Origin of the sequence: Microbispora amethystogenes, assembly GCF_016863015.1 — a bacterium.
Lineage (GTDB): Bacteria > Actinomycetota > Actinomycetes > Streptosporangiales > Streptosporangiaceae > Microbispora > Microbispora amethystogenes.
In genome coordinates, this window is sequence record NZ_BOOB01000014.1 from 185,724 (window position 1) to 198,451 (window position 12,728).

A 12,728-nucleotide genomic window follows, 5' to 3' on the forward strand; every position below is an offset into this window, starting at 1 on the left:
ACAGTGATAAGGCCTTCACTGTGGCCAAGGAGGCGATCCCGATGACCACGCCAGAAGAGGACACGACCACGACGCGAGCTCTCCAGGGGCTGGAGAGCGGCAGCTCGTCGGTGCGGCTGCGGGCGGTGCTCGCGGTCGGCACGGCGCCGGACCCGCGGTTCGTCGGCAAGCTCGTCGAACGATGCGCGATCGAGCCCGATTTCTACGTGCGGGACATGCTCACCTGGGCGCTCACCCGCCACTCGCCGACGACGACGGTGCCGGCGCTCGTCGGCGAACTGCGCTCGGAGCGTGCGCAGGCACGAAGCCAGGCGCTGCACACGCTGTCCAAGATCGGGGATCGGCGGGCCTGGCCGGCGCTCACACGGGAGCTGCTGACCGACGGCGACGACGAGGTGGCGCGGAGCGCCTGGCGAGCGGCGGTCGTACTCGTGCCCGAAGGTGAGGAATCCGAGTTGGCCGGAGTGCTGGCGACACAGCTCGGACGCGGCGGGCGCGAGACGCAGCTGAGCCTCAGCAGGGCGCTGATCGCGCTCGGCGAGGTGATCACGCCGGTCCTGCGCGCCGCGATGACGAGCCGCGACCCTCGCGTGCGTCAGCACGCGAACGCCACGGAACGGCTGCTGCGCGATCCGGACGCGGGATTCGAGTTCGCGATCGAGGAGGCGAAGCGCGTCGCGGTCCTCGGAACGGGGGGCCAGGAGGGATGACAGGCCGTGTTGATCGGTGACGTGGCACGACGGTCCGGGGTCAGCGCCCGGATGCTCAGGCATTACGAGTCGCTCGGCCTGGTGCGGCCGACGGGCCGCACCGAGTCCGGTTATCGGGAGTACTCCGGCGAGGACATCCGGCGGATCTTCCATATCGAGAGCCTGCGGTCGTTGGGGCTGTCGCTGCGCGACGTCGGGCGAGCGCTGGACGATCCCGGCTTCGCGCCCTCGGAGCTCGTCGACGACCTCATCCGCCAGTCGCGGGAACGTATCGCGGCGGAGACGGAACTCCTCACGCGACTGCGCCGGATCGGTGCCGCGGGTCCCGCCGACTGGGAGGACGTCCTCCGAATCGTGGCGCTCCTGCAGGCCCTCGGGTCGGACAGCGCCGGGAAGCGCCAGCGCGCGGCCCTGTCCTCGGCCGAAGAGGTTCAGGTGCCGGTGGAGGCTCTGGTCGAGGCGGCGCTGAGCGAGACGGACCCGAACGTCGCCGGGACGCTTCGATGGGCTCTGGCGCGATCGGGCGACGGCGCGGTGGAACTCCTGGCGGAGGGCCTCGGCTCACCGGTGGCCGACGTACGGAAACGGGCCGTCCAGTCCATCGCCGAGATTCCGGACGGCGCGGCGACCGCGTCGCTGCGGGACGCCCTCACCAACAGCGACGTCGTGGTCCGCAGATGTGCGGCTCTGGCGCTCGGGGCACGTGGAGTGGCCGAAGCGGTCCCGACGCTCATCGACATGATCGTCGAGGGGGCGAACGACGTCGACGCGGCCGACGCGCTGGGCGCGCTGGCGAGTGATCCCGGACTGGCGGACCGGATCGCCACCGGGCTCGCCGGCCGCCTCGCCCATGGCGCCGCTGACCCGTCCGCACGTCTGCGGCTGGCGCAGGCGCTCGCGGACATCCCCGGGGCCACGACGTCACGCGCTCTCGCGGACCTGTCACAGGACGAGGACCGTGCCGTCGCGCTCACCGCGAAATACGTCCTCACGCTGCGCGACGAGGGGCATCGATAACGGCGGCGTGCCGATTCGTACCGCCCGCGCCCCGGTCCCCGTCCGGGCCCGACGAGATCACGCCCAGGACCGGCCATCGCCACGGTCGGCTCGGCCTGGCGCGGGAGCTTGCAGGGGCGGATTGGCAGGGGCGGCTCGTTCGCGTGAGCGAGCGGCTCACAGGTGGGCCAGCAGCGCGTCCAGTGGGCGCGGGACGCGATCGGGGTCCAGTGCCGCGACGAGCGGGCCCGCGTAGCGGATCTTGCGGCCGCTGCCTGCTCCCATGAAACGCCGTAGCTGGTCGTGCGTGCTGCGCCCGCGCCATCCGGGTTGCTTCTGAAGTGTCCTGAACGACCCGAGCTCGCCCCCGGCCTCGATGACGCGTTCCACCGCCGCGGTGCCGAGGGCGCGGATCAGCTCGTCTTCCAGGTCGGCCACGCACACGAAGAACCCGAGCGCCTCCAGATCGCTCCTGCCGAGACCGGACCCGAGACCGGACCCGAGACCGGACCCGAGACCGGACCCGAGACCGGAAGTGAGACCGGGCCCGAGGCCCGCGCGTTCGAGCGCCCTCCGGAAGGCGCCCTCTTCACCGGCGTCGCACAGGCCGGCCAGCCGCAGATCGCGTCCGGGAGGGCCGAACCTGCCGATGTACGTCCCGATGTTCGTGGCGCCGCCCATCGCCACCAGGGAGACGCCCTCGGCGGCGAGGTCCCGGCCCCGGCGGGCGGCCAGCGCCTCGACGGCCGACCTGTCGCTGATCCCTTCGACCAGGACCACGGTATGCGTGCGGGTCATCCGCTCAGCCTGGCACCTCATGCGGGGAGTTTCGTACCCATTTTTCCGGTGCGGGGCTCCCGCCGACCGCACGCGCGGGCGGACCGCCACCCGCCGTACGACGGGTGGCGGTCCGCCGGACGTCAGCGCAGCGCGGGCAGAACCTTCGCGCCGAAGGTGTCGATGAACGGCAGCAGGTCCTGGCCCACATGGTGCAGGTAGAGGCGGTCGAAGCCCAGATCGGCGTAGCCGCGCAGCCAGTCGATGTGCCGGTCGAGGTCGGCGGAGACGTTGACCACACCCCGCACCTGCTCGACGGTCACGTGCTCGGAGACCACGTCGAAGTGCTCCACCAGTTCCAGGTCCCAGGAGACCGGCGGGCCGAAGACGTTGCTGCGCCACTGGTCGTGGGCGATCGCCTCCGCCTCCTCCTCGGTCGGCGCCCAGCTCAGGTGGACCTGCAGGCAGACCGGCCCGCGTCCGCCCGCGTCGCGGTACGCCGAGATCATCTCGCGCAGGTGGTTCTCGGGGGCGTTGACGGTGACGAGGCCGTCCGCCCACTCCGCGCACCGGGCCGCCGTACCGGTGCTCACCGCCGCGCCGATCAGCGGCGGCGGGGTGTCCGGGCGGGTCCACAGGCGGGCGCGGTCGACGGTCACCAGGCCGTCATGGGTGACCGTCTTTCCGTCGAGCAGGTCGCGGATGACGTCCACGCACTCGCGCAGGCGGGCGTCGCGGACCTCCTTGCGCGGCCACTGCTCGCCGGTGATGTGCTCGTTGCTGTACTCGCCGCTGCCGAGCGCGGCCCAGAACCGGCCCGGGAACATCGCCCCGAGGGTGCCGATCGCCTGGGCGACGATCGCCGGGTGGTAGCGCTGCCCGGGGGCGTTCACGACGCCGAAGGTGAGCCCGGTGGCCTGCAGGGCGGCGCCGAGCCAGGACCAGGCGAAGGCCGACTCGCCCTGACGTTCGCTCCAGGGAGAGAAGTGGTCGGAACACATGGCGCCGTCGAAGCCGGCACGCTCGGCGGCGATCATCGCGGTGAGAAGGTCGGCGGGCGGGATCTGCTCGTGGGAGGCGTGGATTCCATACTCCGTCATGCGCCGCGCTGCTACCCCGGTGGAGCCCGGCCCAACCGCCGCCGGGGCCATTCTGGGCTAACCGGCCATACCGGCCGTACCGGCGGAGACGGCTGAGCCGCAGCCCGGCCGCCGGTCTTCCCGCCTGCTTCGCGCCGTCCTCTGCCGCAGGCGGCGCCCAGTGCGGCGGTCAGACCGGCTGCGGGCCGGTGTCCTCCGCGCGGAGAACATCGTCGGCCATCTGGTCGTACTTGGCGACGCGTGCCCTCCCGGTCTCGCCGAGCTGCTCGACCACCGCGGCGATCAGGGTCTCGATGAGCGCCACCGCGGGGGTGAGCGAGTCGAACGGCGACGGCGAGCGCACCTGGCCCGGCAGCACCACGTCGGCCACCGCCGCGGCCGGGGACAGCCACGGATCGGTGAACAGGATGATCTTCACGTTGCGGGCCGCCGCCGCGCGGGCGAAGGCGATCGACTCGCGCTGGTAGCGCCGGTAGTCGAACAGCACCAGCACGTCGCGCCGGCCCATGTCGAGCAGGTGCACCGCGTGGTCGGCCGTGGAGCCGCTGATGTAGGTGGCGTTCGGGCGTAGCTGGTGCAGGTGCGCGATGAGATAGTGCGCCAGGATCGTGCTGAACCGGCCTCCGGCCGCCGACACGCGGCGGGCGGAATCGGCCAGTAACTCGGCCGCCTTGACCAGCTCGCCCTCGGGGAGCTGGTCGAAGGTCATCGCGGTGGCCTCCAGCAGCACCCGGCGGGAACGCCCGAGCACCCCGGCGTCGTCGTTCGCCTCGCCGTCCTCGCCGACCGGCTCGTCGTACTGGGTGAGCGGGGAGGAGTAGCGCTGCTGGGTCTCGCGCTTGAGCACCTGCTGCAACTCCGGATAGCCCTGGAACCCCAGCCGGTAGGCCAGCCGCAGCACCGTGGCCGGGCTGGACTGCGCCAGCGTGGCCACGGTCGTGAGCGGCTCCAGCCCCGCAGTGGGGTAGTTGGCCAGCAGCGCGCGGGCGACGCGCTGCTCGGCCCGCGGGAGTTGCGGAAGCGCGTCGCGGAGCTGGGCCGCGACGGTACGCGGCTCTGTCGGGCCGGGCACGCTGCCTCCTTCGGCATAACCGGTCACCACGGGTCGCCGGCTCGGCGGAGCCCTGCGCCGCCCGGTCGCACAAGGGATCCTCGCACGGACGGGAGGACGGTGCGATCGGCGATCATCCGGTCTCCGCCAGGCCGCACCAGTTTATCGCGGTGATCGCGTAGGTCTTGGCCGACTGCACGAGCTGGGCGATCTCGACGTACTCGTTCTCGGCGTGCGCCGTGTAGCCCACGCCGGGGCCGTACACCAGGCCGCTGATCCCCTTGCGGTCCATCCAGGTCAGGTCGCACACTCCCATGAACCCGCTGGTCACCGGGGCCTGCCCGGCCGCGGCGGCGTGGGCGTGGGCCAGCGCGGCGCCGATCGGCGCGTCGGCGGGCAGCGCGTACGGCGGCCACAGCAGCTTCCAGTCGAACACCGGCGGGTGGGCGCGCAGCCACGGGTCCTGGCGGCAGGCGTCGGCGACCCGCGACTCGATCTCGGCCATGACCTCCTCGTTGGAGCGGTCCGGGTGGTGGTAGACGCAGTACTCCACGCTCAGTTCGTCGGCCAGGAAGAACGGCACCAGGATGCCGGACGGGTTGGCCCGCAGCACGCCGGGCAGCAGGTTGAAGTAGCCGGGTGGGAACAGCGGGTGCCTGTCGTGCCGGGCCCACTCGTCCTCCAGCGCGCGCAGCGCCTGGTAGACGATCCAGAACTTGTCCACCGTGTTGACGCCCAGCGCGTCGCCCTCCAGCGTGGGATGCACGGTCATGCCGCGCAGCCCCGAATGCGCGGTCTTGCCCTCCATGGTGATGGAGAACCACAGCAGGCCGGGCGTCACCGGCACCGACGCGGGCAGGGTGCCGGCCTGGCCGGAGGGCTCGCACACGATCGCCGCGTCGGCCCCGAACCCCGCCTCCAGCACCGCCGTGGTGCCGGCCTCGTGGTCGCCGACCTCCTCGCCGACGACCGCCTGCAGCACCAGGTCGCCGGCGAGCCGCACGCCCGCGCGGCGCAGCGCGACGGCGGCGTACGCGGCGGCGACCAGGCCGCCCTTCATGTCGGTCGCCCCGCGCCCGATGACGGTGTCGTCGGTGACCACCGCCCGGAACGGATCACCGTTCCACCGGTCGAGCCTGCCTGCCGGTACCACGTCGACGTGCCCGTTGAGCAGCAGCGAGCGTCCGCCGCCCGCGCCGGGCACGACGCCGACCGCGTTGTCCCTGCCACGCTCCACGGTCACATTGGTGACGTCGGCGCCCGCCTCGGAGTAGAGGTGGGCCAGCAGCGCGCTCATGTCGCCCTCGGCACCGACCACCTTGTCGTACTCCTGGCCGGGATAGCGGGGGTTGACGCTGGGCACGGAGATGGCGTCGGCGAGGCTGGCCACCATGCGGGTGGCCAGGCCGTCCACCTCGTCGAGCACCCTGCGGGTGACGTCGCCGTCCTGGCTGTTCATCGCTTCTCCTTCACTGTGGTCGGGGTGGGGGCCGCTGCGCCGGCGCGGCGGAGCGGGGGGACGGGCAGGGAGCGGGCGAGGCCGGCCAGACCCTTGGGCGCGACCCACAGGACCACCAGGATGAGCATGGCGATCGCGATGTCCCGCCAGGCGCCGGCGTCCTGCAACGCGTCGGCCACCACGGTGACCACGACGGCGCCCGCGATCGGGCCGTACACGCTGCCGCTGCCGCCCAGGAAGATCATGCTGAGCAGCAGGGTCAGGTAGCCGAAGCCGAACACGTCGGTGCTGACCACGCCGTTGAGGAAGGCGTTGAAGCCGCCCGCGACCCCGGCCACCGCCGCCCCGATCATGAAGACGATCAGATGCTGCCGCACGCGCGAGACGCCGCGGCTGGTGGCCAGTGCCTCGTTGTCGCGAATGGCCAGCAGCGACAGGCCGAGCGTGGAGCGGGTGATGAGCCGCACCAGGAGGGTGGCGGCGAACAGCAGCGCCGCGCCCAGGTAGTAGTAGCCGACGCGGCCGTCGGCGCGCAGGCTGGTCTCGCCCAGGGTCAGCCGGGGGATGCCGACGATGCCGTTGGAGCCGCCGGTCAGCCCCGCCTGGCCGAGCACCAGGTAGATACAGAGCTGCGAGAACACATAGGTCGCCAGGCCGACGTAGATGCCGCGCAGCCGCAGCACCGGCAGGAAGGCGACCAGCGAGGCCAGCACGGCCGAGACGCCGGAGATCGGCAGGGCCAGCCAGGGGTCGATCCCGGTCCGCGTGGCCAGGATGCCCGTGGTGTAGGCGCCCACCCCGAAGAAGGCGATCTGGGCGAAGTTGAAGATTCCGGCGAAACCCAGGGTGAGGTTCCAGCCCTGGGCGAGCATGCCGTACATCGTGATCAGGATCAGTAGCAGGCGGGTGTGCGGGTCGGTGAAGACCATGGGAAGGACGAACAGCACGATCGCGTAGAGCGTCCATCCGGACCAGGCGCGCGCGTTTCCCATGGCGCTCATGCGCTCCTCACCTGACTGCGCAGCAGACCCTCGGGCCGGGCCAGCATGATGACGATCATGGCGAGGAACACCAGGACCGGGCTCCACGAAAGCCCGAAGTAGTAGGTGGTCACCGCCTCCAGCAGGCCGATGGCGTACGCGCCGGCGATGGTGCCGCCGAGGCTGCCCGCGCCGCCGAAGGCGAGCACCACGAAGGCACGCAGCAGCGGATCGTCGCCCATGCCCGGCGAGATGAACCGGATGCTGCCCAGAAGCACCCCGGCCACCGCGGCCAGCCCGATCGCGACGATCACCACGAACAGGTAGACCCGGCGGGGTGAGATGCCCAGGAGCTGGGCGTGCTCGCGGTTCTGCTCCAGCGCCCGCACCGTCAGCCCGATGCCGGTGCGCTTGAGCACCAGCGCCAGCAGGCCGACCAGTACAGGCGCCAGCACGATGGTGACGAGCTGGGTGCCCTCGGCCACCGCGCCGCCCAGCTCGACCCTGGCCGAGCCGAGCCGCGGGATCTGTTTGATCTCCGGCCCCCACAGCAGCAGCGCGCCGCTCTGCAGCAGCATGGTGGCGGCCAGCGTGGCCACCATGACCAGCATGTCGCCGTTCGGGCGCCGGATGAACGGGCTGACCAGCAACAACTCGTAGACCACTCCGACCAGGGCCATCGCCAGCACTCCGCCCACCAGGGCGATGAGCAGGGGCAGCCCGGCGCGTTCCAGCAGCGTCCAGGACAGGTACGCCCCGAACATCAGCAGCGCGCCGTGCCCGAAGTTGAACACCCGCAGTGTGGACCAGATCAGCGTGAGCCCCGCCGCCATGAGCAGGTAGAGCCCGCCCAGGACGAGCGTGCTGGTCAGGATGGCGCTAATGCCGCTCATCGGCGGACCCTCCGAGGAAGAGCGACATCATCTCCTCGCGGCCGACCGAAGCGTCGGAGGCGCCGCTGTGCACGATGTCACCGTGTAGCACGACGTGGTAACGGTCGGTGAGAGCGAGTACGAGGTCCATGTCGCCGTCCACGAGGATGATCGAGGCCACCTCGGCGCGGATGCGCATGATGCACTCGCTCAGCTCATGCTTGACTTTCGGCGACAGGCCCAGCGTGGGCTCGTCCAGGATCAGCAGGGTGGGCCGGGCCATCAGGCCCATGCCCAGGCTGGCCATCTGCCGCTCGCCGCCGCTCAGGGTGCCGGTGAGCTGCCCGCGGCGCTCCTTCAGGCGGGGAAAGACGGAGAAGACGTGCTCCAGGCCCTCCCGCCAGTTCGCCGCGTGCCCGCTGGCGGCGGCCGACAGGCGCAGCGCCTCCTCCACGGTGAGGTGCGGGAACAGCCGGGAGCCCTGGGGGATGTGGACCAGGCCGCGGCGGACCAGGGCGCGGGGCGAGTCGCCCCGCGTGTCGCGCCCCGCGTAGGAGATGGTGCCGGAAGCCGCCCGGTGCAGGTTGGACACGCAGCGCAGCAGCGTGGTCTTGCCGTGGCCGTTGGGACCCAGCAGTCCCACGGCCTCGGTCTCGCCGACGAGCAGCGAGATCCCGCGCAGGACGGTCGAGTGGCCGTATCCCGCGCTCAGATCGGTCACGGTCAGCAGGTCGCTCATCGCCCGCCCCCCGGCCCGAGGTACGCCTCGACGACGCGGGGGTCGGTGAGCACCTCGGCGGGGGCGCCCGTCACGATCACCTTGCCGCTGTCCAGCACGGCCATCCGTCCGGCCAGGGCCTCCAGCACCGACAGGACATGCTCGATGATCACCATCGTGGTGCCGGTGGCGTGTATCCCGGCCAGCAGCCGGATCAGTGCCTCCTGGTCGGCGGGGTCCAGCCCGGCCGCGGGCTCGTCGAGCAGTAACAGGGAGGGCCCGCTCACCAGCGCGCAGGCGATCATCAGGCGCTTGCGGTCGATCAGCGACAACCCGTCGGCCGGCCGGTCCCAGTCGCCGCCCAGCTCCACCCGTTCCAGGGCCTCGGCGCAGCGAGCCCGGTCCCAGCGTGCCGTGCGCCCGGCGCCGCCGTAGGCGGATCCGACGCGTACGTTGTCCCGCACACTGAGCGACTCGAAGACCGCCTCGGTCTGGAAGGTGCGCTTGAGCCCGGCCTTGGCGATCCAGCGCGGCGAGCGGTTCTGCACCTCCTGCCCGTCAAAGATCACTTTTCCGGAGTCGGGCCGGATCGGGATGCCGGTCAGCAGGTTGAACAGCGTGCTCTTGCCCGCGCCGTTGGGGCCGGCCAGGCCGAAGACCTCGCCGCGGCGCACCTCGATGGAGACCCTGTCCACGGCGAGCAGGCTGCCGAAGGACTTGGTCACCTCCTCGGCGGCCAGCAGCACGGGCGCGGTCATGACGCCTCCGGTCCGCGCCAGTCGCCCTGGGCGAGGAACCCGCCGTCCACGGGCATCAGCACGCCGGTGACGAACGACGCGGCCGGGGAGACGAGGAAGGTCACCACGGCGGCGATCTCGCCGGTCGAGCACTGGCGGGCGATCGGCTGGCGGGCGGCCGCCGCCTCCCGCTGCCGGAGCGCCTCCGCCGCGTCGCCGGGGCTCAGCAGGCTGCGCGAGTCGCCCATGTCGTTGTCGACGTAGCCCGGGAGCACGGCATTGACCCGGATGCCCATCGGGCCGCCCTCGACGGCGAGCTGCCTGGTCAGGTTGGAGATCGCGCCCTTCGACGCGGAGTAGGCGGGGAAGGCGGGCAGGCCGGTCACCCCGAAGATGGACGACAGGTTGACCACCGCGCCGTGGCCGCCCCGGGCCAGCAGCGGGAACGCGGCCCTGCTGCACAGAAACGTGCCGGTCACGTTGACGTCCATCACCCGGCGCCACTCGGCGACCGGCACGCCGGTCACGCCGCCGCCGCTCTCGGCCACTCCGGCGTTGTTGACCAGGATGTCCAGCCCGCCCAGCTCCCGCTCGGCCCGGGCGACCAGCGCGGTCACCTCCTCCTCGGAGGAGACGTCGGCGCGCTGGAAGACGCAGCCGGGCCCGTCGCTCCCGCTCAGCTCGTGCGCTGTGCGCTCGCCGCGCCCGGCGTCCACGTCCGAGATCATCACCTGGGCGCCCTCGTCGAGCAGGCCGCGCGCGACGGCCGCGCCGATCCCGCCCGCGGCGCCGGTCACCAGGGCCCGCCGGCCCGCAAGAGTGCTCCTCGCCATCCGCGATATCCCCTCAGTCCGTTGGAAGTGATGCTGTGCCGTCGTGGCAGACGCCCACGCCGTGGGGCTTCATGCGATCGACGCCGGGCGTCCAGCCCGTCCCGTCGCGGCGCGCGATGCCGTTGGGGCGGGCGAAATGCCAGGTGGTGGGCTCCTCGGCGACGACGTGCACGTCGTGTCCGGCCGCCGCCAGGTCGGCGGCGGCCCGCTCCTCGCGGCGATCCAGCCAGACCCGCGTGCCCTCTGCGTGCAGCCGGGGGGCGTCCACCGCGTCCTGCAGGGTGGCGCCGTCGCGCCAGCGGGCGATGATCTGGGCGACGGCGGAGATGATCCGCCGTCCGCCCGAGGCGCCGAGCACCGCCTCGCCGCCGGGGCCGGTCACGATGACGGGGCTGACCGCGCTGAGCCCGGCGGCCCCGGGGGCGATGCTGGTCACGCGGCCGGGGCGCGGGTCGAAGTACATCATCCCGTCGTTGAGCACGACGCCGGTCTCCGGCTCCACCATCCGAGAGCCGAACAGGTCGAGCACCGTCTGGGTGAGCGAGACCGTCATGCCGCGGCCGTCCACCGCCGACAGGTGCGAGGTGCAGCCGGCCCTGGCGGGGCCCGCGAGCGGCCGCCGCGCGGTGCCGCGCCCGGCGGTCCACTCCGCGACGACCTCCTCGGCGTGCTCGGCGCCGGCCAGGCGCGCCCACGCCGGATCCTCCTCCCCGGTGCCCACCTCGCGCAGCCGGTCGTCGAAGGCGCGGGACAGGGCGCGCGCCCACAGGCGGGGGCCCCGGTCCAGGCCGGCCCGGCCCGCCGCCTCGACGATCTGCAGCGCCTCGGCGACGCTCACCACACCGGTGGCGAGCGGCCCGTACATGCGCAGCGGGCCGACCGCCACCGGCTCGATCTCGGCCTCGGCGGCCTCGTAGCCGGCCAGGTCCTCCTCCCGCAGCGCGCCGCCCGCCGCGCCGGTGAACGCGGCGATCGCCCGCCCGGCCCGGCCCCGGTAGAACGCCTCGGAGCCGCCCGCGGCGATGTCGCGCAGGGTCGCGGCCAGGCGGGGCTGGACCAGCGGGTCGCCCGGCCCCTGCGACGGGCCGCGCAACGGCAGCCCGCCGGGCAGGAACAGCGCCGCACTGTCCGGGTACGCCCGCAGTGCGCGGGCCTCGGCGCAGATCGCCGAGGAGGCGAACCAGTTGGTCTCGTGGCCCTCCTCGGCCAGTTCGATCGCGGGGGCCAGCACCTCGGCCAGCGGCAGCCGTCCGAAGCGGGCGTGCGCCCGGCACAGCGCGGCGACCGCTCCCGGTGTGCCCACCGACAGCGGCCCGGCGATGTTGGCCCCGCCGCGCACGGCCGGCCAGCCGTACAGGCCGGCCGTGTCCGCGCCGGCCGCGAGCGGGAACATGTCCGCCCTGGCCAGGCCGGGCGCCCGGATGGGACCGCAGACGGTGGTGGCGGTGCGCGCGCCCGGCTCGCGCACCACCAGCCAGGCGCCGCCGCCGATCCCGCTCATGAACGGCTCGACCACGCCGATCGCGAAGGCGGTGGCGACGGCGGCGTCCACGGCGCTGCCGCCGGCCCGCAGCATCAGGGCACCGGCGTGGGCCGCCCGCGGGTCGGGAGCGGTGACCATGCCGCCGGACGCGGCGCCCCGGTCAGCCACGCCAGGCATCGGCGATCTCGCTGAGGGTCGCGAACCACACGTCGCCCGCCTCCAGCATCCGCTCGATCAGCCCTTCCAGGACCAGCAGATGGTGCGAGCGGCCGATCGTCTGCGGGTGCATGGTGAGCACGTACACCGCGCCCGGCACCCGTTCGTGGGCGTACTGGAAGATGGTGTGCCAGCGGTCCTCCATGTCGCGGTGCGGTCCGAGCGCCGAGACACCCGCGACGTACTCCACCGACGGCCAGTCGTCGAGGTACCACGAGACCGGGATCTCGATGATCCGGCTCTCGGGGCCGAACTCGTTGGCCGACTCGTAGTTGAGGGTGACCCGGCGTGGCCGGTACAGCTCGAACTCCCGGCCCATCAGGGAGCTGTCCCAGTCGAAGCCGAACTCCTCCAGCAGGTCCAGGGTGGTCTCGGAGAAGTCCCACGCGGGGGAGCGATACCCGCGCGGGCGGCGGCCCACGATGCGCTCGTGCTGGCCGAGCGCCACCTCCATCAGCCGCCGCTCCTCGTCCGGCCCGAGGCTCGGCACCACCTCGTGGTAGCAGCCGTGCGCGGCGATCTCGTGCCCCGAGGCGAGTATCTGCTCGATGCGGTGCGGGAAGGTCACCAGGTCGTGGCCGGGGGTGGCCCAGGTGGCCGGCAGGTCGTGGCGGCCCAGCAGTTCCAGCAGGCGGGGCACGCCCTGCTCGGCGCCGAAGTCGCCGCGTGACAGGTAGGACGGTGAGGTGCGGCCCACCGTGCCCATCCAGGGCGAGTGCGCGTCGAAGTCGAAGGTCAGCGCCACCGCCATCCGCTTGCCCGGCGGCAGCGTCAGAAGGCTGTCGGTCATGTTCGC

The 12,728-nt window shown here is 72.8% G+C and carries 13 protein-coding genes; 2 read left to right on the forward strand and 11 right to left on the reverse strand.

Going from position 1 to position 12,728, the window contains the following annotated elements; translation table 11 throughout:
* Positions 1-41: 41 nt before the first annotated feature.
* Both Mam01_RS10470 and Mam01_RS10475 read left to right on the forward strand, forming a co-directional pair.
* Entirely contained in the window at positions 42-710 is a 669-nt protein-coding gene (locus Mam01_RS10470; protein ID WP_204285166.1) for a HEAT repeat domain-containing protein, read from the forward strand.
* Positions 711-716: 6 nt separating this feature from the next.
* Positions 717-1,727, forward strand: a complete 1,011-nt coding sequence (locus tag Mam01_RS10475) for a HEAT repeat domain-containing protein (RefSeq protein WP_204285167.1) — start codon at positions 717-719, stop codon at positions 1,725-1,727.
* Positions 1,728-1,883: 156 nt separating this feature from the next.
* Here the strand turns inward: Mam01_RS10475 and Mam01_RS10480 are convergent, their stop codons facing one another.
* From Mam01_RS10480 to Mam01_RS10530, 11 genes are all read right to left on the reverse strand, one after another.
* Positions 1,884-2,504, reverse strand: coding sequence for a TOPRIM nucleotidyl transferase/hydrolase domain-containing protein (locus tag Mam01_RS10480; RefSeq protein ID WP_204285168.1), 621 nt, complete (start codon positions 2,502-2,504; stop codon positions 1,884-1,886).
* 122 nt (positions 2,505-2,626) lie between these two features.
* Complete coding sequence (locus tag Mam01_RS10485) at positions 2,627-3,583, reverse strand: TIGR03885 family FMN-dependent LLM class oxidoreductase (RefSeq protein WP_204285169.1); 957 nt, start codon at positions 3,581-3,583, stop codon at positions 2,627-2,629.
* 169 nt (positions 3,584-3,752) lie between these two features.
* Complete coding sequence (locus Mam01_RS10490; RefSeq protein WP_150932192.1) at positions 3,753-4,655, reverse strand: MurR/RpiR family transcriptional regulator; 903 nt, start codon at positions 4,653-4,655, stop codon at positions 3,753-3,755.
* A gap of 112 nt (positions 4,656-4,767) precedes the next feature.
* Positions 4,768-6,093, reverse strand: coding sequence for an ArgE/DapE family deacylase (locus Mam01_RS10495; protein WP_275408938.1), 1,326 nt, complete (start codon positions 6,091-6,093; stop codon positions 4,768-4,770).
* A complete protein-coding gene (locus Mam01_RS10500) occupies positions 6,090-7,094 on the reverse strand; it encodes a branched-chain amino acid ABC transporter permease (protein WP_204285170.1) in 1,005 nt (334 codons plus the stop codon). The genes Mam01_RS10495 and Mam01_RS10500 overlap by 4 nt, the downstream gene beginning before the upstream one ends.
* On the reverse strand, positions 7,091-7,966 hold the full coding sequence (locus Mam01_RS10505; RefSeq protein ID WP_150932185.1) for a branched-chain amino acid ABC transporter permease: 876 nt from the start codon (positions 7,964-7,966) through the stop codon (positions 7,091-7,093). Before Mam01_RS10505 ends, Mam01_RS10500 begins: the two co-directional genes overlap by 4 nt.
* Positions 7,953-8,684 carry an ABC transporter ATP-binding protein gene (locus Mam01_RS10510; protein ID WP_204285171.1) on the reverse strand — a complete coding sequence of 244 codons (732 nt, stop codon included), beginning with the start codon at positions 8,682-8,684 and terminating at the stop codon, positions 7,953-7,955. The genes Mam01_RS10505 and Mam01_RS10510 overlap by 14 nt, the downstream gene beginning before the upstream one ends.
* Positions 8,681-9,421 carry an ABC transporter ATP-binding protein gene (locus Mam01_RS10515; protein ID WP_204285172.1) on the reverse strand — a complete coding sequence of 247 codons (741 nt, stop codon included), beginning with the start codon at positions 9,419-9,421 and terminating at the stop codon, positions 8,681-8,683. Before Mam01_RS10515 ends, Mam01_RS10510 begins: the two co-directional genes overlap by 4 nt.
* The gene (locus tag Mam01_RS10520) at positions 9,418-10,233 is read right to left on the reverse strand and encodes an SDR family NAD(P)-dependent oxidoreductase (RefSeq protein WP_204285173.1); all 816 of its coding nucleotides are present in this window, start codon (positions 10,231-10,233) and stop codon (positions 9,418-9,420) included. Before Mam01_RS10520 ends, Mam01_RS10515 begins: the two co-directional genes overlap by 4 nt.
* A 13-nt stretch (positions 10,234-10,246) precedes the next feature.
* Entirely contained in the window at positions 10,247-11,893 is a 1,647-nt protein-coding gene (locus Mam01_RS10525; protein ID WP_204285174.1) for a gamma-glutamyltransferase family protein, read from the reverse strand.
* A complete protein-coding gene (locus Mam01_RS10530) occupies positions 11,877-12,722 on the reverse strand; it encodes a polysaccharide deacetylase family protein (protein WP_204285175.1) in 846 nt (281 codons plus the stop codon). The genes Mam01_RS10525 and Mam01_RS10530 overlap by 17 nt, the downstream gene beginning before the upstream one ends.
* Positions 12,723-12,728: the final 6 nt, after the last annotated feature.